This window comes from Empedobacter brevis NBRC 14943 = ATCC 43319 (genome assembly GCF_000382425.1).
Classification (GTDB): Bacteria; Bacteroidota; Bacteroidia; order Flavobacteriales; family Weeksellaceae; genus Empedobacter; species Empedobacter brevis.
This window is the reverse complement of sequence record NZ_KB908293.1, coordinates 11,842-34,219: the sequence shown is the minus strand read 5'-3', so window position 1 is coordinate 34,219 and position 22,378 is coordinate 11,842. Positions and strand designations below refer to the sequence as shown.

Genomic DNA, 22,378 nt, shown 5'->3' with positions numbered 1-22,378 from the left:
CAATTGATAGAGGTTTGGTAATTTTGTTTAAATCAATTTAGTATGAAAAAAATATCATTTATTATAGTTTCATTTTTCGCAATTATTCAATTAAATGCGCAAGAATCATATAAAAATGGAGTTGTTGTGACAGCTCACCCTGAAGCTTCAAAGGTTGGAGTTGAAGTCTTAAAAAAAGGAGGAAATGCAATCGATGCTTCGATAGCAGTACAATTTGCTTTGGCAGTTGTCTATCCGAATGCCGGAAATATTGGAGGTGGTGGATTTTTGGTTTACCGCGATGCAAAGGGAAACACAGACGCATTAGATTATCGTGAAAAAGCGCCATTAAAAGCAACAGAAGATATGTATTGGGGAAAAGATGGAAATGCAATTACAGATCTTAGTTTATATGGACAGTTGTCAGCAGGTGTTCCCGGAACCGTAGACGGAATGGTAAAAGCGCATGAGAAGTATGGTAAGCTGAGCTGGAAAGAATTGGTACAGCCAGCCGTTAATTTAGCTCAAAAAGGATTTAAAATTACCGAAAAGCAAGCTCATGAGTTAACGAATAAACATGATAATTTTATAAAATATAATGCAAAAACAAATGCTTTAACTTCTAAATCAACTTGGAAAGAAGGGGATGTATTGGTTCAAAAAGATTTGGCAAATACCTTAAAATTAATTCAACAAAAAGGACGAGCAGGTTTTTATGAAGGAAAAACTGCAGATTTGATTGTGAATGAAATGAAAAGAGGAAACGGGATTATTTCGCATGAAGATTTAAAACAGTATCAATCGGTTTGGAGAACGCCGATTTCTGGAGGTTATAAAGGACTCAAAGTTATTTCGATGCCACCCCCTTCAAGTGGAGGAATTGCTTTGATTTCGTTGTTTCAATCAATAGAAGGTTATCCAATTCAGAAATGGGGATTTCAAGCAGATTCTACGATTCAAGTGATGGTGGAAGCAGAAAGACGAGTCTACGCTGATAGAGCTGAGCATTTAGGCGATCCGGATTTTATAAACGTGCCTCAAAAACAATTATTGGATAAAAGTTATAATGTTAACCGAATGAAAGATTTTTCATTTGACAAAGCAACATTAAGTTCAGCGATAAAACCGGGGGAAATAATTGGCAAAGAATCGATGGAAACAACACATTATGTAATTGTAGACAAAGAAGGAAACGCTGCTTCTGTTACAACAACATTGAATAATTCGTATGGTTCTTTGGTGGTTGTAGAAGGTGCCGGATTTTTACTGAACGATGAAATGGATGATTTTTCTGTGAAACCAGGTACACCTAATTTATATGGTTTAGTGGGAGGAAAAGCCAATGCAATAGCACCTTCTAAACGAATGTTAAGTTCGATGACTCCTTCGATTCTGGAGAAAGACGGAAAATTATTCATGGTGGTAGGAACACCAGGTGGTTCTACGATTATTACGTCTGTTTTTCAGTCCGTTTTAAATGTTGTTGATTTCGGAATGTCTATGCAGGAAGCGGTTGCAGCACCTCGGTTCCATCATCAGTGGCTACCGGATCAGATCGATTACGAACCAAATGCGATTTCCGAGAATGTTAGAGAATCTTTACAACAAAAAGGCTATCTTTTGAAAGAACGTAAACCTTACGGTAGAGTCGAAGGAATCCTTGTTAATGCTGATGGTACTTATCAAGCTGGTGCAGATCCGAGAGGAGATGATCAAGCTGTTGGATATTAAGAATAAAAAAGGAACTCTAAATAGAGTTCCTTTTTTTTATTTTATGATAAAACATCTCTAATTTCAGAATTTTTATCAAATTGGGCTTTCGCAAACGGACATAAAGGAATGACTTTAATGTTCTCTTTTCTTGTCCAATCAACTAAGGCTAGCAAAGCTTTTTTACCGACACCTTGCCCTCCATAAGCTTCATCAACTTCCGTATGATCGATAATAATTTTATCATTACCGGCCCAAACGTAAGCCATTTCCCCAGCTTTTTTATCGCCATCTAAAACGACAAACGCCCCGTTTTTTTTATCGTCTATTTGTTTAATTTCCATCAAATTTATTTTTAAGTTGTTTAATTACTCTTCTAATGTACCAAATTTTCCATTGTTATAATCCTCAAATGCTTCGCGAATTTGTTCTTGTGTATTCATTACGAAAGGACCATAAGAAGCGATTGGTTCATTTAATGGTTCACCACTCAAAATTAATACCACGCTGTTTTCAGTTGCTTCAACAGAAAAATCCTCTCCTTCGTTTGTAAACAATAACAAATGATCTGTAGGGACAATTTCCTGCTCGTTTACTTTTACTTCTCCTTCGATGACCAACAAAAGAGTGTTGTAATTTGCAGGAAAACTGAAATTTGCTTTTCCGCCCACATTCAATTTTGCATTCAACATATTAACAGGAGAAAATGTAGACGCTGCACCTTTTGTTTGGTTGTATTCACCAGCAATCACTTCAATAAAACCATTTTCTACTTCAACAGTTGGAATAGCTTTATGTTCGATTGCTTGATATTTTGGCGTACTCATTTTATCTTTTGCAGGAAGATTTACCCACAATTGAACCATCTGGAAGATTCCACCTTTTTTATAGAATTCTTCTGCATGGTACTCTTTGTGTAAAACCCCTGATGCAGCTGTCATCCATTGTACATCACCTTGGTGAATTGTTCCGCCACCACCAGAACTGTCGTGATGAGATACACTTCCTTGGTAAGCAATTGTAACCGTTTCAAAACCGCGGTGAGGATGTACACCTACGCCTTTTGGTTTGTCAGTTGCAGGGAAGTTGAATTTAGAATTGTAATCTAACATAATAAATGGATCCATTCTTCTCATGTCTAAATGATAACCACTTGGAATAAAGTTGTGTACTCTAAATCCATCTCCTACAAAATGAGGTTCTTTTGGAGCAATAACAGCTTCTATATTTTTTGTGTTCATAACAATTGGTTTTTATATGTTTTTTAATTTCTTACACAAAGTTACGAATCCATCTAGTTGATTGTATTGATGTAGGTTAAGAAGTTGTTTGTGTATAAATGAACCTCTATCAAGAATGGTTTTGACATTAACTTTATGTATCCTTATTTAGTCATTCTGAATTTGTTTTATCATGACATTAAGTTACAAAAAAAGCATCTCAAATGAGATGCTTTTTTTGTGAAATTAGATTTATCTTTTCTCATAAGTAAAAGGATTTCTTCCACTCATCGTTAAATTACCACTTGTTTCCCAATCTTTACTTTCTACAATAATTCTTCATCAACGATATTAGGCAATGTAACCTTTAGCAAAGGTTCGTTTTCCATAGCACGTTTTATAGCAAAAATAGCTTCTTCGTTTCTTGCCCAAGAACGACGGGCAATTCCGTTGTTTACATCCCAATGCAACATTGATTTTAGACGCTGTTCTGCATCAGAAGAACCGTCTAATAACATTCCGAATCCGCCATTAATGACTTCTCCCCATCCAACACCACCGCCGTTGTGAATAGAAACCCAAGTTGCTCCACGGAAACTATCACCAATGACATTATGAATGGCCATGTCAGCTGTAAATTTTGATCCATCGTAAATATTAGAAGTTTCACGGAAAGGAGAATCTGTTCCTGAAACGTCATGATGATCACGACCTAAAACAACTGGTCCGATTTCACCTTTCGAAATAGCATCATTAAACGCTTTTGCAATTTTGATACGTCCTTCAGCATCAGCATATAAAATACGGGCTTGTGAACCAACAACCAGTTTATTTTCTTGTGCTCCTTTTATCCACGTAATATTATCCTGCATTTGTTGCTGAATTTCTTTTGGAGAATTTTGCATGATTTCTTCCAATACTTGACAAGCAATTTCATCTGTTTTTTGTAAATCTTCTGTTTTTCCTGAAGTACAAACCCAACGAAAAGGTCCAAATCCGAAATCAAAACACATTGGTCCCATGATATCCTGAACATAGGAAGGATATTTAAAATCGATTCCGTTTTCTGCCATTACATCTGCCCCTGCGCGAGAAGCTTCCAATAGAAAAGCATTTCCGTAATCAAAGAAATAGGTTCCTTTTGCGGTATGTTTATTCACAGCTGCAGCATGACGACGTAATGTTTCCTGTACTTTTTCTTTGAATAATATAGGATCATTTGCCATCATATCATTTGCTTCTTCAAATGATAATCCGACCGGATAATATCCACCAGCCCAAGGATTATGTAACGATGTTTGATCTGAACCTAAATCGATGTACAGGTTTTCTTCATCAAATTTCTCCCAAATATCAACTACATTTCCGTCATACGCAATCGAAACAACTTCGTTATTCTCTTTGGCTTCGCGAACACGAACAACTAATTCATCCAAATCAGCAATAACTTCATCTACCCAACCTTGTTCATGACGTTTATAAGTTGCAGCAGGATTTACTTCCGCCGTGACAGAAACTACTCCTGCAATGTTTCCTGCTTTTGGTTGAGCACCACTCATTCCACCTAAACCGGCGGTCACAAATAATTTTCCGGAAGTTCCTTTGTCATCAATTTTGCGACAACCATTCAAAACAGTAATCGTTGTACCATGCACAATTCCCTGCGGGCCAATGTACATGTAACTTCCTGCCGTCATTTGCCCATATTGAGAAACGCCTAAAGCATTCATTTTTTCCCAATCATCCGGTTTCGAATAATTCGGAATAACCATTCCATTCGTTACCACAACGCGAGGTGCATTTTTGTGCGAAGGAAATAATCCCATTGGGTGACCCGAATACATGACCAATGTTTGTTCATCTGTCATTTCAGACAAGTATTTCATTGTCAAAAGATATTGTGCCCAGTTTTGAAAAACTGCTCCATTTCCGCCATAGGTAATTAATTCTTCCGGGTGTTGAGCGACTGCATGATCCAAATTATTCTGAATCATTAACTGAATGGCTTTTGCTTGTTCAGAATTTCCGGGATAATCTTCTATTGGGCGAGCATATATGTTATAATCCGGCATTAAGCGATACATGTAAATCCGGCCGTAATCTTCTAATTCTTTTTTAAATTCAGGAATTAATTCAGCATGATGTTGAGGTGCAAAATAACGTAATGCATTTTTAAGCGCTAACTTTTTTTCCTCATCTGATAATATTTCTTTACGTTTTGGTGCGTGGCTAATGTTTGGATTTCTGTCTTTTTTTTGAGGTAAAGCAGAAGGAATACCTTGTTTTATTTGTTCTTGAAACGTCATTTTTTGTATGTTTTAAATGTTTTGTTGTTCAACTCTTTATCAATAAAAAATAATAGAAGAAAACCGATGAAGTAACATAAGAGATCAATCCATGAAAAAGAGGTGCCAATAATAATTCGGGCAGCTTTGTTATGTCCTAAACCGATGATTTCAACAAATTTGAAATACTGTAAAATTTCAATGATAAAAGAAAATATTAATGTAAAAATAGCAATGTTAATCGTTTTTGTATTAATGAATGCTTTGATAAAATAATACATAAATACAACGACCAATATATCTCCGACAAACGGACGGATAATTTTGTCGTTGATAAACAAAGCAATTATCACTTCTATTAAGAAAGTAAAAACGGCAATGATGAATGATTTTTTATCAAATTTGAACATTTTATTTACTCCATTTATCTAATTTACTGAAAGCATCTAAAATTCTTTCTTTTGCATGTAAAGGAATTTGTTCAAAATTATCTGACTTCTTCATATGTCCGTTTTTATCCTCTTCAATGGTGAAAACAGTGTTTTTATATAAGATAAAATATCCTACAATAAAGCGATCTCCGGTTTTCAAATCTTCTTCACTAAAAGCAGTATATGCAATTCCTGTTTTTGTGTTATCAGTGAAAAAACCTCCTCGTTTTCCCCAAATGAAAATAGTGTGTTTACTTGATCGTTTTCCTTTTATATTTTGTTTCCATTCAAGTCCGTCTTTTTTATATTCTTGAATAAAAACAGTATCAGGCGTGATACCTTTATCCGGTTTTGAATAGACAATGCAAAATTTCTCATTTCCCATATCTACACGAAATCCTTGAATTATTCGACTTCCTTCATATGGTAAAAATTCAAACTCTTCCGGTTTGCTATCTCCATAAGTTGTGGTTTGCGCTTGGGAGATTATTGATGTTAATAAAAAAATAAATAGGATTAGGCGGTTGGTTTTCATTATTATAAAGATTTTAAAATTAAATGCTTGAAATCTTCAGTTTGCAATAAATCGATGATATTGTTGATATCATCACCAATCAAACGGTCATCTTCTAATTTTGGGCAAACCGAACGAACTTTAGCAAAAACCTCTTCCAGAAATGGACTTGTTTTACGAGGTCGTCTAAATTCTAAACCTTGACAAGCATACATCAACTCGATGGCTAAAATTCTTTCGACATTATCCAATACCTGGTTGAATTTTCGTCCCGAAATACTTCCCATTGAAACATGATCCTCTTGTCCCAAAGAAGTTGGGATGCTGTCTGCAGAAGCAGGAAAACATAATGTTTTGTTTTCTGTACATAAGGCAGCTGAAGTGTATTGAGGAATCATAAAACCGGAATTTAATCCTGAACTTTCGGTTAATAATTTCGGTAAACCATATTTTCCTTCAATTAATAAATATTGACGGCGATCCGAAATGTTTCCTAATTCAGAAGCTGCGATTGTAGCATAGTCTAAGACCATAGCTAAAGGTTGGCCGTGGAAGTTTCCTCCGGAAATGGCTTCTTCATCTGAAACAACAATAGGATTATCCGTAACAGAGTTTAATTCGATTTCTGCCAATTCTTTTAAATGAAAAAATGCATTGCGAGATGCTCCATGCACTTGTGGCATACAACGTAATGAATAGGGGTCTTGTACTCGTCCGCAATCTGCATGAGAAAAAGCAATTTCAGAACCTTTTAATAAGTTTCTCATTCGTTCTGCAACCAATAAAGTTCCTTTAAACGGGCGAACCTGATGTAATTCTTCTTCAAAAGGGCGAGGTGAACCTTCGTAAGCTTCCAGTGATAAAGCTCCAGCAACGTCAGCTAAATTTAATAAATATTCAAATTTTTCTAAACCGTTTAAGGCATGGGATAAGATGAATTGTGTTCCATTTATCAATCCTAAACCTTCTTTTGCAGAAAGATGCAAAGGTTGCAAATTGTGTTTAGCCAAAGCATCTTTTGTCGAAATGATAGTATCACCATCCCACACTTTTCCTTCACCAATCAAGGGTAAAAATAAATGTGATAAAGGTGCTAAATCGCCCGATGCACCAACCGAACCTTTCTCAGGAACAACCGGAATAATATCTTTTTCGACCATTAATAAAATTCGTTCTACCACATCTAACGTCACACCCGAATATCCTTTTGATAAAGCATGCGCTTTTGCAATCAACATGGTTTTAGAAATTTCCTTTTTGATTGGGTTCCCAACACCTACAGCGTGACTGATTAATAAATTATGTTGAAGTTGGCGTGTTTCTTCTTCTGAAATTTTGGTGTCGCAAAGCGGTCCAAAACCAGTGTTGATTCCATAAACAGTTTGTCCGGAAGCAACTATTTTGGCAACATTCTGTTGAGATTGTAAGATTTGTTTTTGACTTGCTTCATTCAGTTCAATTTCGATGTTTCCTTGTTTGATTTCTTTGTAGTCCTCGAACGAAAGAAAATCGATTCCGTAAGTTTTCTTGATCATTTTTTCGAATTTGTGATACATCAAAGATAATATTTTCATTGGTTCAATAAATAATAGAAATCATGTCAATTCGAATAATTGAGTTTTGATAAGGTTTTATAACACTATCTTTTATAAATTTGCAGAAATTTTTATGTAATGTGTGATAAACATCTTCATGACGAAATAGGAGACGACCATATGTCAGCGAACTTAGAAACTCCTTTGAGAGGTGATGCATTTGAGTTGTCTGCTGAAGAAAAAGTGGAAAAGATAGAAGCGGATTTTCGTAATATCATGGAAACTTTAGGCTTAGATTTAACAGATGATAGTTTGAAAGGAACGCCGAAGCGTGTTGCGAAAATGTTCGTAAAAGAAATCTTCGGTGGTTTATTGCCGGAGCGCAAGCCCGGGATGTCTACTTTTGATAATAAGTATAACTACAATCAAATGTTGGTTGAAAAGGATATCGTGGTTTATTCAACTTGCGAGCACCACTTTTTACCGATTGTAGGGCGCGCACATGTAGGGTACATTTCGAAAGGAAGAGTCATCGGATTGTCTAAAATGAACCGTATAGTAGAATATTATGCAAAACGACCGCAAGTACAAGAGCGCTTGACGATGCAAATTGTAAAAGCCATGCAAGAAGCTTTGGGTACGGATGATGTGGCATGTATTATTGATGCGAAACATTTGTGTGTAAATTCGCGCGGAATCAAAGACATCGAATCAAGTACAGTTACAGCTGAATTTGGCGGAGCATTTAAAGAAAATGAGCAATTAAGAAAAGAGTTTATTTCGTACATCGGAATGAAAACTCCTTTCAATGTTTAAACAAATAAATCCTATAAAATGGTAAAAGAAAATCAATTAAAAGTACATAATTCCTTAACAGGACAAAAAGAAACATTCGAACCGATCAATCAAGATAATGTTGGAATGTATGTCTGTGGGCCTACGGTGTATAGTAATGTGCATTTAGGAAATGTACGTACATTTATGTCTTTTGATATGATTTATCGCTACCTGAAATTTTTAGGTTACAAAGTCCGTTATGTTCGTAACATTACCGATGCCGGGCATTTGACTGATGATGGAAATGTAGAAAATGATCGTTTTGTAAAACAATCAAAATTAGAGAAACTAGAACCAATGGAAATTGTACAGAAGTACACAGTTGATTTTCATAAAGTTTTAGAAAAATTTAATCTACTTCCTCCAACAATTGAACCTACAGCAACAGGGCATATTTTAGAGCAAATTGCATTAGCTGAAAAATTAATCAATTTAGGATTTGCTTATGAAGTGAATGGTTCGGTTTATTTTGATGTAGAAGCTTATAATAAAAAAGGGCTTGATTATGGTGAACTGAGTAACCGTAACATCGAAGAATTAATCAATAATACAAGAGATTTAGACGGACAAGGAGAGAAGAAAAATCCGGTAGACTTTGCGCTTTGGAAAAATGCTTCGCCTGCTCATATTATGCGTTGGGCTTCGCCTTGGGGAGATGGTTTCCCTGGTTGGCACTTAGAATGTACAGTGATGAGTACAAAATATCTTGGAGATTATTTCGATATTCATGGAGGAGGAATGGACCTTAAATTTCCTCACCACGAATGTGAGATAGCACAGGCGAAAGGATCGAATGGACACGAACCTGTAAAGTACTGGATGCATGCAAATATGTTGACCATGAATGGCCAGCGTATGAGTAAATCGACAGGGAATTATATTTTACCTATGCAGTTAGTAACTGGTGAAAATGATTTTTTTGAGAAAGCTTTTCATCCAAGTGTTGTTCGTTTTTGTTTCTTACAAGCACATTACAGAAGTGTTTTAGATATTTCGAATGATGCGATGCTAGCGTCAGAAAAAGGGTATAACCGCTTGGTAGAAGCACTGAAAACATTAGAAAGTATAACACCAAAGAAAACGTCAACTGTTGATATAGCTGAATTAGAAAAGAAATTGTATGCTGCGATGGACGATGATTTCAATACGCCAATATTGATAGCCCATTTGTTTGATGCTGTTAAGATGATTAACTCCATCAAAGATAGTTTCGAGAATATTACAGCTGAAGATTTGGATCGTTTAAACGTATTGATGAACGGTTTTGTTCACGAAGTTCTAGGGTTAGATACGGAAGCCGTAAACGAAAGTTCGGATAAATTAGATGGTGTTGTAAAAATGCTGATCGAAATGCGTAACCAGGCTCGTGTGGATAAAAACTGGACTTTATCAGATCAGATCAGAGACCAGTTAAGTGCTTTAGGAATTCAGCTAAAAGATGGAGCTGAAGGAACAACATTTACATTTTAAAATATATATTTAGTATTAATATACTATGTTTAAGCTTCTTAGAAATAAGAGGCTTTTTTGTTTTTGTTAAAAAAAATTAACAAAATATTTGCATGTATGAATGATATTTCTCATATTTGAAATAATTAGCACTAAAAATTAACACAATATGAGGAGAAGATTTACTTCTTTGGGCATTCTATCAATGTTTTTGATGGGAGGTTTAGCCTATGCCCAAGTTAAAGGAGTCTTAAAAGACTCGAATGGTTTTCCAATGGAAGAAGCAGAAGTAATTGTTACACGAACAGGCACTTCAGTTTTTACGGACGGAGATGGAAACTTCAATGTAGATGCAAAAGTAGGCGATACATTAAAAATTATTGATTCTAACGGAGAGGAGAAAATTGTAAAAGTTACTTCTACAACCCTTGGCGATGTTAAATTTACGTCAAAAGCATCAGAGAATATCGAATTAGGGACAGTAAATTTAGTCGGAGGGATTAAAATGGATGCCGCTCAAAAAATTGGAGCGTATGATATTATTAAAAAAGAAGATTTTGAATTAGCACCAACAGCTTCTATTGATGAGGTATTAAACGGCCGTGTAGCAGGATTGGTTTTCTCTACAAATTCAGGAGACCCAGGTTCTGCCAATATTATAACAATTCGCGGGGTTGGGTCTTTAATAGGGACGCCAAATCCACTATATGTAATTGACGGAGTAGTTGTAGGGAAAGGTTCGGATAACGCATCCGTGATGGAATCTTGGAATCCTTTAGCTTCAATTGATCCTAATGCGATAGAAAATGTTTCAGTACTTAAAGATGCTTCTGCTACAGCATTATATGGAGCTCGAGGAGCAAATGGGGTTATTGTGATTACGACGAAGAAAGGTCGCTACAATCAAAAGACAAGATTTAATGTTTCATCAGATATGGCATACCAGGATATTGCTTTTGATGAACAAAAGTTTATGACTTCGTCTGAATATATTCAATGGGGAGCTTTAGCTAATATGAATACTGATCCTGGTTATGCTGCTAACATGAGTGACGCCATAGCTAGATTTGCAGGAGATGTTAATTGGGATGGAAAAACAAGTGAAGATTGGAGAAGAGGAGTGATGAGAAAATTTTCTTCGGTTAATACATATAATTTTTCAGCAACTGGAGGTAGCGAAAATACATCATTTAGAGTTGGTGGTTCATATTATCAAAATAAACCTTTACCTATAAATAGTAAATTTGATCGTATGAGCGTTAATTTATCATTGGATCATAAGATGAGTGATATCTTTAAAATGGGATTTAATGGAAACTTTTCTAACGTGACAAGAACGTCAATTGATGATGGAGGAGCATATAGAAACCCATGGAGAGCTCAGTTTACAATGTTGCCAATTTACCCAATTTATAATGCAGATGGTAGTTATAATCAAAGCTTAGGAGGTACAGCTGATAACTTTAATCCAGTAGCAATTCTAAATAAAGATTTTGCTAGAGGTAATATTAGAACTTATTTATCTTCTATTAATGCAGAATTACAGTTTGTTAAAAACTTTTATTTGTATACATTATTTGGATTGCAATATCAAGATATGAATGAAAAAACATATTGGGATCCTTCAATAGCAGATGGTTTAGCACAAGCTGATCCAGGTAAAGGATTAAAAGGAGGCTTAGTTGAAGCGGCAGATACAAGAGCATTTGATTGGAACTGGCAAAATTCTGTAAGTTATCGAAATATTATTAATAATAGACATGATTTGCAGGTTTATGCTGGAATGGAGTACCAAGAGCATAAATGGAATAATACCTATGCTTATGTGAGACATTTGTCTAAACCTAAACCTTATTTAGGCTTTGGATCGACAAGAGATGCATCATCTGAAAGTTATTACAAATGGGCACAAATATCATATTTCTCTCGTTTGAATTATGTGCTAGATGGTAGATATACTGTTTCTGGTCAGTTAAGATATGATTCTAATTCTACTCTTGGATCATCTAATAGAGGTGGAACTTTTTGGTCTGTTGGTGGAAGCTGGAATATTTTGAAAGATTTTTCTAGTTTACCTTTCTCGCAATTGCTATTGAGAGTTAATTATGGTGAAATTGGAAATATCCCTTATGCAGATCAGGCTTCATCAGCTTATAATAGTTTACCTTATTTTTCTAATAGTTTTTATGGAGAGACTGTTCCTATTATGTCTTTAGCAAGTGCAGGGAATAAAGACTTAGAATGGGAAGTCTCTAAGCAATGGAATTTTGGTTTAGATTTTGGGGTACTGAAAGACCGTTTAAACTTCTCGGTTGATGTTTATAACAAAGTAACTACATCTGCTATATGGGATACTTCAATTGCACAGGAAAATGGGAATCCATCAACATTTAAATCTAATGTAGGAGAGCTTACTAATAAGGGAGTTGAACTAACCGTGAATGCAAGACCTTTAGATGGAGAATTTAAATGGGGAATGTATGGAAACTTTGCTTACAATGATAATACTGTAACTAAACTCGGAGATCCAAACTTGATTTTGAGAGGAGGAGGAAATGGATTAAAAGCTTTTGCTGAAGGAAAAGAATTTTTGGAATATTATATTCCTCTTTGGGCAGGAGTAGATCCTGAAACTGGAGCGGGATTATATTGGACTGACGGAACAAAGACAGAAACAACTACAGATAGAAGTCAAGCTAAGAGTGTATGGATGGGGAAATCGAGTTTCCCAAAATATACAGCAGGTTTCAAAAATGATTTTAATTTCAAAGGCTTTAATTTAAGTGTATTCTTTACAGGTCAATTTGATTATTATGTAAATAATATGTGGCAAAATTTTGTTTTAGGGGATGGCTCTATTATGAGTAGAAATCAAATCACATCTGCTTTGTATGATTCTTGGACACCTGATAATAGAAATGCATCAAATCCTAAACAAATTGTAGGAAATCCTTCAGGAAGTGAAGGTCTTTCTTCTAGGTGGGTTAGAAAAGGTGATCACATTCGTTTAAAAGAAGTAAAAGTTTCTTATACTTTTAAATCACCATCTTTTATAAAGAACAGTGGAATTGAAGGCTTGACTGTTTATATGAAAGGAATAAATATGTGGGTATATACATTTGATAAAAAGCTGGATTTTGATCCTGAATCAAATTCTAATGCTTATGGTGGGGCAGCAGGAAAAGGTGCTTATGATTATACTTCTCCTATTATGAAATCAATTTCAATGGGAATTTCTTTAGACTTTTAAAAATAAAAAAAACATGTTAAAAAAAATATTTAAAATATCTTTAGTAAGTCTTCTTTTTGTTGGATTTTCTTGTAATGAAGATCGTTTGGATCTTGAACCTGAGATTCAAGATGTTTATAATGGTTATGTACAAGATGAAGACGATATGCAAAAAATTACGAATTCATTGTATACATCATTGGGTTCAGGGACTAATTTTGGAGCAACTTTAATCCTTTACGGGGATTTAATTTCAGATAATGTTTTTCAATCTACCAATTATGGTGGAGGATATTATAATGGAATTACAAATTTTAATTGGTTTGCAGAAACTTCTTTCGGTCAATATAGAGCTTTATATGATGTTATCCAACGCGCAAACTTTATTATCTTAGACGATAATGTACCTAGTAACACTAATGTGGTGAGTATGAAAGGTGAAGCTAAAATTGCGAGAGGATTGGCCTATTTTTATTTGGTTCAATTGTATTCTTCGAATCCTACATCAGGTAATTTTCAGGAGTACGGAATTCCTCTTAAAACAAAAAAATACAATCCAAATGATATAAATGCTAGAGCAACTGTCGATCAAGTATATGATCAAATTATAAAAGATTTCACAGAAGGTGTAGCGGAAATGTCTCCATCTGCAAGAAGTTCTAAAATATTTTTATCACCTACAGCTGGTAAGTTTTTATTAGCTAAAGCTTATTTAACTAGAGGAAAAGCAGGAGATTATGATAAAGCGGTTCAATATGCTGATGAAGTATTAAATGGCTCTCCATCTAATTTTAGTCTTGTTAATTCTACCGGTCTGAAAGATTATTTTACAAACACTGATGCTAGTATTAGTGAAAATCACAATGAAACAATTTTCGAGATAGAGCAATCTTCTTCGTATAGTCTTCAAATTAATGCGCATTTAGCTTCTTTTTATGCAAATACCGGAGGTCAAAGAAGTATGCTTGTAAGAGAAGGAGTGTATAAATTATATGATAATAATGATGCTAGAAAAGCTCTGTTTAATACATCAGTTACGTTCACAGATGTTCCAAAAGGAGTCTGGACAACTAAATATCCACGAAGTGTAGGAGGGAATTATCAAGGAAATGTAAAGGTTTTTCGTATGACTGAAGCGAAGTATATAAAAATGGAAGCATTAGCGAAAAGCGGAAAAACTTCAGAAGCATTAACTTTATTAAATACTCATGCAGTGGAAAGAGGAGCTAATCCTTATTCTGGAGATGTTTTAACAGCAATTATTCTTGATATGCAAAAAGAATTTGTTGCAGAAGGTCATCGCTTCTTTGATTTAAAACGAAATAATTTGCCAATAGATAAAAAAACAAATTGTTTAGATGGAACTTGTTATCAAGCAAGTGACAGTAAATATTTTGTTTTTCCAATTGGAAGGACAGAACTGGAATTGAATAAATTAATGGTTAATCATCCTCTTTGGCAATAGAAGCACTTTTTTATAACATTTGCCCACTTAGAAATAAGTGGGTTTTTTTGTATCTCTCAATTTTAGATTACTTTTGTAAGGATTTATTCAACAGGATGAAAAAAACAATCATTGGTTTATTTTTATTGGGAGCTGTCATGGTACAGGCTCAAGAAGACTCTATAAAGATTTTAAAACCATTAAAAGGATCAACAACAAATGATTCGGTGACCTATTTTAAAACAAAAATAGATGATTATAAATTTTGGACAAATGGGCGTAAGCCTGAAGTTATTGATACAACATTAAGCATCAATAATTATTACAACCAAAATTTTATAAGACGAGATGCATTTGGTAAATTATTTTTTCCTAATGTAGGAGGAGTTGTAGTGGATTTAGAATACCAAGATGCACCGTTTAATTCTTCAATGTTGCCAACCGGTAAAAAGTACAACTATTACCAGGCAAATGATATCAAATACTATGATGTCAAAACTCCTTATACCGAATTTATTTATGAAAATGGAGTAAAAGAAGGTAATTTTTTGTCTTCAACATTCTCACATAATATCAACAAACAATTCAATTATACATTTCATTACCGAGGTTTAATTTCCGAAGGACGCTACCGTCATGAGAAGGCACAGAATAATACGTTCGTATTTTCCTCAAATTACAAAACAAAGTCAGAACGATTTAAATTATGGTGGCATTATGCAGCTCAGAATTTGAAGAATAATGAAAATGGGGGAATCAGAGATATCAACGATTTTATTTTGCAAGACGATCGTAGAATCACAAATGTACGTAATATTCTAGTAAATTCTCAAACAGCGAAATCGGAATTTGATGCGCGTCGAATAGAATTGAATGCATCGTATGGAATTCTAAAGAAGATGAATGAGAAAGATTCTACTTTTTATAATCCAATCGAATTAAAAAATAAATTTTCGTACGAAAAACAAAAATTCAGATACGAGGATTCTTCTCCTGTCGCAGATTTATACTCTAGTCCCATCATCACAGGTTTCGGTACTAATAATCGTAAAAGTGCCACCGATTTTTCGAATACAACAACAGCTGGTTTCCAGTGGACAGATCGTGTGAAAATAGAAGCGGGTGTTAAATTTCAGAATTTGCGTATTTTCTCTGATCAGCCATTGGTCACTTCAGCAAAAGATATCAATGAGGTTGTAATTTATGATGTAAATAATCCTAAGGAGGTTAAGGAAAATCTTTTTGGAGTAGTTGGTAAAGTTGATTTTGATTGGAATGAGAAATTAAAACTTTACGGAAATGTAGAATTTTTACAATCCGATAATTACAAAAGTGTTTACAATGTAGATGCTGTTTTAGATATAACACCGATTGTTGGTTATACACTATCTGCCGGAGCAGTGTTACAGTCAAAAATTCCGTCACTTAATACCATTTACAACCAAAGTTTCTTTGCTGATTTTAACTATGCGAATAAATTTGAGACAGAAAATATCCAAAAACTTTTCGCGAAACTAAATTTAGAAAAGGTTAATACAACGTTAGAAGCAGCTATTTACAATATCGATAATCATGTTTATTTAGATGCTGATTTAACATACAAACAATTGACAGATAACCTAAATTACGTTAAGATTAAAGGAGAAAATCATTTAAGATTTGGAAAAATAAATTTGGTGTCGACAGCTCAATATCAAAAAGTTTCGAAAAATGAGCAGTATATGCCGCTTCCTGATTTCTTAATTCGTGAAACATTGTACTGGCAAGGTGAACTATTCAATAAAAATGCACAATTGCAGGCTGGTATTAATGCCACGTATTTTACAAAATACAACGGTTTGCGTTATATCCCGGTTATTAATGAATTTGCGTTACAGGATCCGACTAGTGTTCAGGAAATTGGCGGTTATCCGATTTTGGATATTTTCATTAATTTCAAAGTACGCAACATGCGTTTTTATATCCGAGGAGAACACATTAACGCATCGTTTACAAAACAGCCGGATTATTTTGCAGCCCCTAATGTGCCTTACAGAGATTTTAAATTTCAGCTTGGATTGAAATGGAATATTTTTAGCTAGTTTTGTGAGGTTGATTTCATGTTAGAAATTAGAAAAATAGAATATAAGGAATGTGAGGTTGAAACAACTTCAACATGACTAAAAATAAAATCAATAGAAACGACTTCAGGATGAGGTCGTTTTTTTTGATTAAAAATTTTATAGTGTTTGATGGACGAAGAAAATGTTCTTGAAAAAGAGTTAACTATTTTGGTTCAAACGCTGTCTAAAATCATTTGTATAGAATAGTTCTAAATAATTAATTTTAGAAAAATTTTAAACATGAAAAAATTACTGCTTTTACTTTGTTTTATACTTGTTCAAATTGGATTTTCTCAAGAGAAATTATCCATTGGAGAAATACAGAAAATAAATTCAAAATCATTGAATGCAGAACGGGAAATTTGGATTAATCTGCCAGAATCATATCATCATTCAAAACTCCAAAAAGTAAATTATCCTGTGATTTATGTGCTGGATGCAGAAAATAACTTTACATTTTTAACCGGAGTTGTCAATAAATTCCAGTCAGGCTTTTATCCGGAAATGCCGGAGTCTATCCTTGTCGGAATTACAAATAAGAACGGGGACAGAGCAAAAGATTTTACACATGTAAATGATGTCAATTTTCTACACTTTATTGAAACAGAATTGTTTCCTTTTATGCAGAAAAACTATCGTGTCAATGATTTTCGTCTGTTAATCGGACATTCTTTAGGCGGTTACTTTGCTTTAAAAACGTTGTACAATCATCCCAAAACGTTTAATGGCTATGTAGCGCATGATCCAAGTATTTGGTTTAATGATAAAGAATTGTTGAACGTTTATCAAAATGTAACTTCTCATAATTTTGAAAATCGGTTTTTAATGATAACCCAAGTTGGAGAAAATCAAAACGTGGATCATTTACGTGATCATTATCAAGGCATAAAAACAATTGATGAACGCTTGAAAGCATCGGACAATAAAACTTTAAGCTATTATTATAAGCAATATGTAGAAGAAGAACATGGGTCGGTTCCAATGATTGGTTCTATCGATTATTTGCGCTGGCAGTTTGAGGGATATCGAATTAATATCAAACAAATTCCCGATCATCCGAATCTCGTAAATGAATCTTTTGAAGCTGTTTCTAAGAAATTAAATCATAGGTTTCAACCAAGTGAAACGTATATCAATAATGTTGCAAATTATTTGATGAAACAAAAGAAAAATGAGTTAGCACAACAGTTTTTCGAACAAAATGCGAAAAATTTTCCTGAGAGCCAACAAACGAAAGATGAGCTCAAAAAATTCTTAGACTCCAATAAAAAGCTGTAATTTGGTAAAAACATTTTGATGAAAAAATTAATTTATTTTACAATTTTATCCACCACAACTTCTTTTGCTCAGGAATTACATTTGGAACAGGCGAAGAAAATATTTGAATTACCGACGCATTGTATTTCTGTTGAATACCCGAATAAATTAGGAAATGTACTAGGAAGTGAACACGATTTAAAAACACCGAAAGAATTGCGTCCCATTTTTTATGGGTGTTTCGATTGGCATTCTTCTGTACATGGATTTTGGTCGATTGTAAAATTGATGAAAGATTTTCCGGAATTGGATCAAAATAACCAGGTGAGAAATGAATTAAATCAATTGATAATACCTGAAAACGTAGCGGTTGAAATGTCGTTTTTCAATGATAAAAACAATAAGAATTTCGAACGGACATATGGTTGGGCTTGGTTGTTACAATTACAAATGGAATTAAACAATTGGCAGGATAAAGATGCGCAGGTTTGGGCAGAAAATTTAAGACCATTGACGGATTTGATTCTTGTAAAATACAAAGAGTATTTACCGAAATTAGTGTATCCAATTCGTACAGGAACTCATGATAATACAGCTTTTGGACTAAGTCTGGCAATAGATTATGCGCGTTCGGTAAACGATCAATCGTTCGAAAAAGCAATTATAGAGAATGCGAATCGTTTGTATGCAAAAGACAAAAAATGTAACATTGTGTTCGAGCCAAGTGGTTCTGATTTTCTTTCACCTTGTTTGGAAGAAGCGTTGGTTATGTCAAAAATTCAACAGAATGACGAATATAAAAAATGGCTGAAAAGTTTTTTACCGGAATTATTCAAAAAGAATTTTGATTTAAAACCCGGTGTTGTTTCGGATCGTACAGACGGACATTTGGTACATTTGGATGGATTGAATTTTAGTCGCGCTACAGCTTTGTATCAAATTCAAAACAAATTACCGGAATTAAATCAGTTGAAAAAAATCGCACAAAATCATTTGAATTATTCATTAAATAATATCACAAATGATGATTATATGGGAAGTCATTGGTTAGGTACGTTTGCACTTTACGCCTTGAAAACCAAATCCGAAACTCAAAATTAGCCATTAATGGGGATTTTATAAAAATAGGATTGCGCATAAATTTGTTTCAAACAAAAACGAATAAGAAACATAAAAAAGTTTATGAAAAAATATTTTTATATCATCATTGCGATTTTAGGTGTTGCAGCATTTGGATTTAGCCAATACAAAAAAAATCAACTGGAAGATCAATTGGCAAAATCCGGAAAATGTGTAGAAGGAGTTGTGGTTGAGACAAGCGGTACTTTTAAACGTCCGAAAGCAACTATACAATATCCTGTGAACGAAGAAGTTTATGAAGTTACGTTGCAATCAAGAGCTGACGTAGATGAAGTGGTATTAATGAAATATGATACGTTGAATCCTGAAGAAGTAATGATTGTAGATAACTGTAATTAATTATAGTCTCAAGTTTAAATTAAAAATCCACCAAGTAGTTGGTGGATTTTTTTATGAGTAAAATTATATTTCTTCTAAACTTGGAATGAATTCTCTTTCGATTTCTTCAAAAGTTTGTGTCAAATCAACAAGGTTATCTTGTGTGACTAATTTTGTACGATAAGGTTTGAAATTGGGAATACCTTTGAAATAATTGGTATAATGCATTCGGGTTTCTAAAATACCGGTACGTTCACCTTTCCAATCAATGGCCCATTTTAAATGGTTTTTAGCAGCTTCCATTCGTTCGATAATGGTAGGTTCTGCTAATAATTCTCCGGTTTCGCGATAATGTTTTATTTGTTCAAAAATCCATGGGTATCCAATTGCGGCACGTCCAATCATTACGCCATCTACACCATATTTCTCTTTGTATTCAATCGCTTTTTGAGGTGAATCAATGTCGCCATTTCCAAAAATTGGAATTTCAATATTTGGATTTGCTTTTACTTTTGCAATTGGTTCCCAATTGGCTTCACCTTTGTACATTTGTGTTCGTGTACGACCATGAATAGACAATGCTTTAATGCCTGTATCTTGTAAACGTTCTGCAACTTCGTATATGTTGATAGAATCTGAGTCCCAACCCAAACGAGTTTTTACTGTAACAGGTAAATGAGTACTTTCAACAACCGATTTTGTTAAACGTACCATCAAATCAATATCTTTTAAAACACCAGCTCCGGCACCTTTACAAACCACTTTTTTTACGGGACAACCAAAATTAATGTCTACGATATCCGGTTGAACGGTTTCAACAATTTTTGCTGACATGGCCATAGCTTCTTCATCTCCTCCAAATATTTGAATACCGATTGGACGTTCATAATCAAAAATATCTAATTTTTGACGACTTTTAATTGCGTCACGAATCAACCCTTCAGAAGAGATAAACTCTGTGTACATCAAATCTGCACCATGCATTTTGCATAACCTGCGAAATGGCGGATCGCTTACATCTTCCATCGGCGCAAGCAATAAAGGGAAGTCTGGTAATTCTATGTTTCCTATCTTTACCACGAAATAATTTTTTGCAAAATTACATAAAAGTTATGAAACAAAATCGAAAGACCGAAGGTGTAAATCAATATTTAAAGTTTTCTGCAATGGGAATGCAGATGGCTGCTGTGATTGCTTTGTTTACATGGTTAGGAACTATTTTGGATAAAAAATTCGAAACAGAGCAACCATTATGGACGGCTGGCTTATCTTTGCTGGGAGTTTTTGCAGGGTTATATTTGATGTTAAAGCAATTACCGAAAAAATAATCAGATGATCAAGAAATTTATTTTTTTAGCTTTCACTTTTATTATGATGATTGCACTTTTTTGTGCCATTCATTATGCAATTGTGGTACATTACAATTTTAGCGAAAATCCGCTGATTGTACCAAAGATGTATTTAATAATTGGTTTAATTACCTTAATGATTTTACAAGTAGGATGTTTTGTGAAGATAAAATTCCCTGATTATGTTGGTTTTGCCTTTATGGGAGGGATGATTGCGAAGATGGCTGTTGTGTTAGCTTTGGTTGTTGTGAATCAAGAAATTAAATCGAATGTAGTGCAATTAATTATAAGTTATTTTGTAATTTTGCTAGCCGAAGTTTTAGTGTTTATTCGCTTAATTAATTTAAAGTTAAAAAAAGTTTAATGATTTTTAGCATTTGACTTTGGTAAGTGGTTAATTTACTATAATTTTGCACGCAATTTAGAAACAAAGGAATTATACATGAAATTTTCAGCGTTATTAGCGTTTTTGTTACTTTTCAATTTCGGATTCGCCTCTACAGCGGTTCCGCATGAGAATCTTCCAAAAACGTTTGAGGAGTTAATTAAAAGTGAGCAAGTGAAAAACCAAGAGGAAGCTGCTAAAGTGAAATCTGGTGAATCTACATTTAACCCAGTACCAGGTATTATGCACCACATTGCTGATGCTCACGACTGGCATTTTTTTGGAGAAGGAGAAAAGAGTGTTTCTATTCCATTACCAGTTATATTATGGGATGACAATGGATTAAATGTTTTCATGTCTTCTAAATTTCACCACAATGAGGCTGTTGTAGAAAGTAATGGAAATTACTACATTAACTACCACGAAAAAATCTACAAAACAGACGCACAAGGTTCTGTTACTCCACATGTAGATGAGAAAGGAACTATTCATTTGGAAAATGCAAAACCTTTGGATTTTTCGATTACGAAAAACGTAGCGTCAATGTTATTGTCTTTTGTGATTTTAATCTTAGTTTTCTCTGCAGTTGCTTCTAACTACAAAAAAGGAAATATGGTACCAAAAGGTATCGCAGGATTTATTGAACCAATTATCATTTTTGTTCGTGATGAAGTCGCAATTCCAAATATAGGAGAGAAAAAATATGCGAAGTTTATGCCTTATTTATTAACGTTATTCTTCTTTATCTGGATCAACAACTTATTAGGGTTATTACCAGGTGCAGCTAACGTTACAGGAAATATCGCTGTTACATTTGTATTAGCATTTATCGCTTTAATTGTTATTAATTTTTCAGGAAATAAAGGGTATTGGGGACATATGCTGTGGATGCCTGGCGTTCCGGTTCCTGTGAAAATTATTTTAGCTCCAATTGAATTGATTGGGATTATTACGAAGCCTTTCGCTTTAATGATTCGTTTATTTGCGAACATTACTGCTGGTCATATTATCATCATGTCGTTAATCTCGTTGATTTTCATTTTCCAAACAGAAGCAATGGCAGGAGGTTCTATCCCATTGGCATTATTTATCTACTGTTTAGAATTGTTGGTAGCAGCGTTACAAGCTTTCGTATTCACAATGCTAGTTTCTTTATTCATCGGAACAGCAGTTGCTGAACACGAACATCATTAA

At 34.2% G+C, this 22,378-nt stretch carries 19 protein-coding genes; 12 read left to right on the top strand and 7 right to left on the bottom strand.

Annotated features, from left to right (window positions below; all coding sequences use genetic code 11):
• Window positions 1–42 precede the first annotated feature (42 nt).
• Window positions 43–1,710 carry a gamma-glutamyltransferase gene (gene ggt / locus H277_RS0105540; RefSeq protein ID WP_019974593.1) on the top strand — a complete coding sequence of 556 codons (1,668 nt, stop codon included), beginning with the start codon at window positions 43–45 and terminating at the stop codon, window positions 1,708–1,710.
• Between the two features lie 41 nt (window positions 1,711–1,751).
• On the opposite strand, the gene H277_RS0105535 is transcribed toward ggt, so the two are convergent.
• The 6 genes from H277_RS0105535 to hutH all read right to left on the bottom strand — a co-directional run bounded on the left by H277_RS0105535 (window position 1,752) and on the right by hutH (window position 7,674).
• The gene (locus tag H277_RS0105535; protein ID WP_019974592.1) at window positions 1,752–2,033 is read right to left on the bottom strand and encodes a GNAT family N-acetyltransferase; all 282 of its coding nucleotides are present in this window, start codon (window positions 2,031–2,033) and stop codon (window positions 1,752–1,754) included.
• A 24-nt stretch (window positions 2,034–2,057) separates the two neighbouring features.
• Complete coding sequence (locus tag H277_RS0105530) at window positions 2,058–2,930, bottom strand: pirin family protein (protein ID WP_019974591.1); 873 nt, start codon at window positions 2,928–2,930, stop codon at window positions 2,058–2,060.
• Window positions 2,931–3,235: 305 nt separating this feature from the next.
• Window positions 3,236–5,215 (bottom strand): urocanate hydratase, encoded by a 1,980-nt coding sequence (locus H277_RS0105525; protein ID WP_019974590.1) that lies wholly within the window; start codon window positions 5,213–5,215, stop codon window positions 3,236–3,238.
• Window positions 5,212–5,604 (bottom strand): ribosomal maturation YjgA family protein, encoded by a 393-nt coding sequence (locus tag H277_RS0105520; RefSeq protein ID WP_019974589.1) that lies wholly within the window; start codon window positions 5,602–5,604, stop codon window positions 5,212–5,214. The genes H277_RS0105525 and H277_RS0105520 overlap by 4 nt, the downstream gene beginning before the upstream one ends.
• A 1-nt stretch (window position 5,605) precedes the next feature.
• A complete protein-coding gene (locus tag H277_RS0105515; protein WP_019974588.1) occupies window positions 5,606–6,160 on the bottom strand; it encodes a hypothetical protein in 555 nt (184 codons plus the stop codon).
• Window positions 6,161–6,162: 2 nt separating this feature from the next.
• Window positions 6,163–7,674, bottom strand: coding sequence for a histidine ammonia-lyase (gene hutH, locus H277_RS0105510; protein ID WP_026357426.1), 1,512 nt, complete (start codon window positions 7,672–7,674; stop codon window positions 6,163–6,165).
• Between the two features lie 138 nt (window positions 7,675–7,812).
• Here hutH and folE point away from each other — a divergent pair, with 138 nt between their 5' ends.
• The 8 genes from folE (at window position 7,813) to H277_RS0105470 (ending at window position 19,471) form a co-directional block, all read left to right on the top strand.
• Window positions 7,813–8,490 (top strand): GTP cyclohydrolase I FolE, encoded by a 678-nt coding sequence (gene folE, locus H277_RS0105505; RefSeq protein ID WP_019974586.1) that lies wholly within the window; start codon window positions 7,813–7,815, stop codon window positions 8,488–8,490.
• An 18-nt stretch (window positions 8,491–8,508) separates the two neighbouring features.
• A complete protein-coding gene (cysS, locus tag H277_RS0105500; protein ID WP_019974585.1) occupies window positions 8,509–9,981 on the top strand; it encodes a cysteine--tRNA ligase in 1,473 nt (490 codons plus the stop codon).
• 148 nt (window positions 9,982–10,129) lie between these two features.
• Window positions 10,130–13,210: a SusC/RagA family TonB-linked outer membrane protein gene (locus H277_RS0105495; RefSeq protein WP_033422591.1), complete on the top strand. Its 3,081-nt coding sequence runs from the start codon at window positions 10,130–10,132 to the stop codon at window positions 13,208–13,210.
• A gap of 13 nt (window positions 13,211–13,223) precedes the next feature.
• On the top strand, window positions 13,224–14,654 hold the full coding sequence (locus H277_RS0105490; RefSeq protein WP_019974583.1) for a RagB/SusD family nutrient uptake outer membrane protein: 1,431 nt from the start codon (window positions 13,224–13,226) through the stop codon (window positions 14,652–14,654).
• 95 nt (window positions 14,655–14,749) lie between these two features.
• Entirely contained in the window at window positions 14,750–16,714 is a 1,965-nt protein-coding gene (locus tag H277_RS0105485; protein ID WP_019974582.1) for a putative porin, read from the top strand.
• A gap of 261 nt (window positions 16,715–16,975) precedes the next feature.
• Window positions 16,976–18,013 carry an alpha/beta hydrolase gene (locus H277_RS0105480; RefSeq protein ID WP_019974581.1) on the top strand — a complete coding sequence of 346 codons (1,038 nt, stop codon included), beginning with the start codon at window positions 16,976–16,978 and terminating at the stop codon, window positions 18,011–18,013.
• A gap of 18 nt (window positions 18,014–18,031) precedes the next feature.
• The gene (locus H277_RS0105475) at window positions 18,032–19,093 is read left to right on the top strand and encodes a DUF2891 domain-containing protein (protein WP_019974580.1); all 1,062 of its coding nucleotides are present in this window, start codon (window positions 18,032–18,034) and stop codon (window positions 19,091–19,093) included.
• An 81-nt stretch (window positions 19,094–19,174) separates the two neighbouring features.
• Window positions 19,175–19,471 (top strand): hypothetical protein, encoded by a 297-nt coding sequence (locus H277_RS0105470; RefSeq protein WP_019974579.1) that lies wholly within the window; start codon window positions 19,175–19,177, stop codon window positions 19,469–19,471.
• 63 nt (window positions 19,472–19,534) lie between these two features.
• Here the strand turns inward: H277_RS0105470 and dusB are convergent, their stop codons facing one another.
• Window positions 19,535–20,530 carry a tRNA dihydrouridine synthase DusB gene (gene dusB / locus H277_RS0105465; protein WP_019974578.1) on the bottom strand — a complete coding sequence of 332 codons (996 nt, stop codon included), beginning with the start codon at window positions 20,528–20,530 and terminating at the stop codon, window positions 19,535–19,537.
• A gap of 32 nt (window positions 20,531–20,562) precedes the next feature.
• On the opposite strand from dusB, the gene H277_RS0105460 reads away from it, so the two are divergent.
• The 3 genes from H277_RS0105460 (at window position 20,563) to atpB (ending at window position 22,378) form a co-directional block, all read left to right on the top strand.
• A complete protein-coding gene (locus H277_RS0105460; RefSeq protein WP_019974577.1) occupies window positions 20,563–20,778 on the top strand; it encodes an AtpZ/AtpI family protein in 216 nt (71 codons plus the stop codon).
• Between the two features lie 4 nt (window positions 20,779–20,782).
• Window positions 20,783–21,163 (top strand): hypothetical protein, encoded by a 381-nt coding sequence (locus tag H277_RS0105455; protein ID WP_019974576.1) that lies wholly within the window; start codon window positions 20,783–20,785, stop codon window positions 21,161–21,163.
• A 78-nt stretch (window positions 21,164–21,241) separates the two neighbouring features.
• Window positions 21,242–22,378: a F0F1 ATP synthase subunit A gene (atpB, locus tag H277_RS0105450; protein WP_019974575.1), complete on the top strand. Its 1,137-nt coding sequence runs from the start codon at window positions 21,242–21,244 to the stop codon at window positions 22,376–22,378.

What these genes read in the sequence shown, in the direction of transcription:
- ggt (WP_019974593.1), top strand. Translation starts at nt 43, where the DNA reads ATGAAAAAAATATCATTTATTATAGTTTCATTTTTCGCAATTATTCAA.
- H277_RS0105535 (WP_019974592.1), bottom strand. Translation starts at nt 2,033, where the DNA reads ATGGAAATTAAACAAATAGACGATAAAAAAAACGGGGCGTTTGTCGTT.
- H277_RS0105530 (WP_019974591.1), bottom strand. Translation starts at nt 2,930, where the DNA reads ATGAACACAAAAAATATAGAAGCTGTTATTGCTCCAAAAGAACCTCAT.
- H277_RS0105525 (WP_019974590.1), bottom strand. Translation starts at nt 5,215, where the DNA reads ATGACGTTTCAAGAACAAATAAAACAAGGTATTCCTTCTGCTTTACCT.
- H277_RS0105520 (WP_019974589.1), bottom strand. Translation starts at nt 5,604, where the DNA reads ATGTTCAAATTTGATAAAAAATCATTCATCATTGCCGTTTTTACTTTC.
- H277_RS0105515 (WP_019974588.1), bottom strand. Translation starts at nt 6,160, where the DNA reads ATGAAAACCAACCGCCTAATCCTATTTATTTTTTTATTAACATCAATA.
- hutH (WP_026357426.1), bottom strand. Translation starts at nt 7,674, where the DNA reads ATGATCAAGAAAACTTACGGAATCGATTTTCTTTCGTTCGAGGACTAC.
- folE (WP_019974586.1), top strand. Translation starts at nt 7,813, where the DNA reads ATGTGTGATAAACATCTTCATGACGAAATAGGAGACGACCATATGTCA.
- cysS (WP_019974585.1), top strand. Translation starts at nt 8,509, where the DNA reads ATGGTAAAAGAAAATCAATTAAAAGTACATAATTCCTTAACAGGACAA.
- H277_RS0105495 (WP_033422591.1), top strand. Translation starts at nt 10,130, where the DNA reads ATGAGGAGAAGATTTACTTCTTTGGGCATTCTATCAATGTTTTTGATG.
- H277_RS0105490 (WP_019974583.1), top strand. Translation starts at nt 13,224, where the DNA reads ATGTTAAAAAAAATATTTAAAATATCTTTAGTAAGTCTTCTTTTTGTT.
- H277_RS0105485 (WP_019974582.1), top strand. Translation starts at nt 14,750, where the DNA reads ATGAAAAAAACAATCATTGGTTTATTTTTATTGGGAGCTGTCATGGTA.
- H277_RS0105480 (WP_019974581.1), top strand. Translation starts at nt 16,976, where the DNA reads ATGAAAAAATTACTGCTTTTACTTTGTTTTATACTTGTTCAAATTGGA.
- H277_RS0105475 (WP_019974580.1), top strand. Translation starts at nt 18,032, where the DNA reads ATGAAAAAATTAATTTATTTTACAATTTTATCCACCACAACTTCTTTT.
- H277_RS0105470 (WP_019974579.1), top strand. Translation starts at nt 19,175, where the DNA reads ATGAAAAAATATTTTTATATCATCATTGCGATTTTAGGTGTTGCAGCA.
- H277_RS0105460 (WP_019974577.1), top strand. Translation starts at nt 20,563, where the DNA reads ATGAAACAAAATCGAAAGACCGAAGGTGTAAATCAATATTTAAAGTTT.
- H277_RS0105455 (WP_019974576.1), top strand. Translation starts at nt 20,783, where the DNA reads ATGATCAAGAAATTTATTTTTTTAGCTTTCACTTTTATTATGATGATT.
- atpB (WP_019974575.1), top strand. Translation starts at nt 21,242, where the DNA reads ATGAAATTTTCAGCGTTATTAGCGTTTTTGTTACTTTTCAATTTCGGA.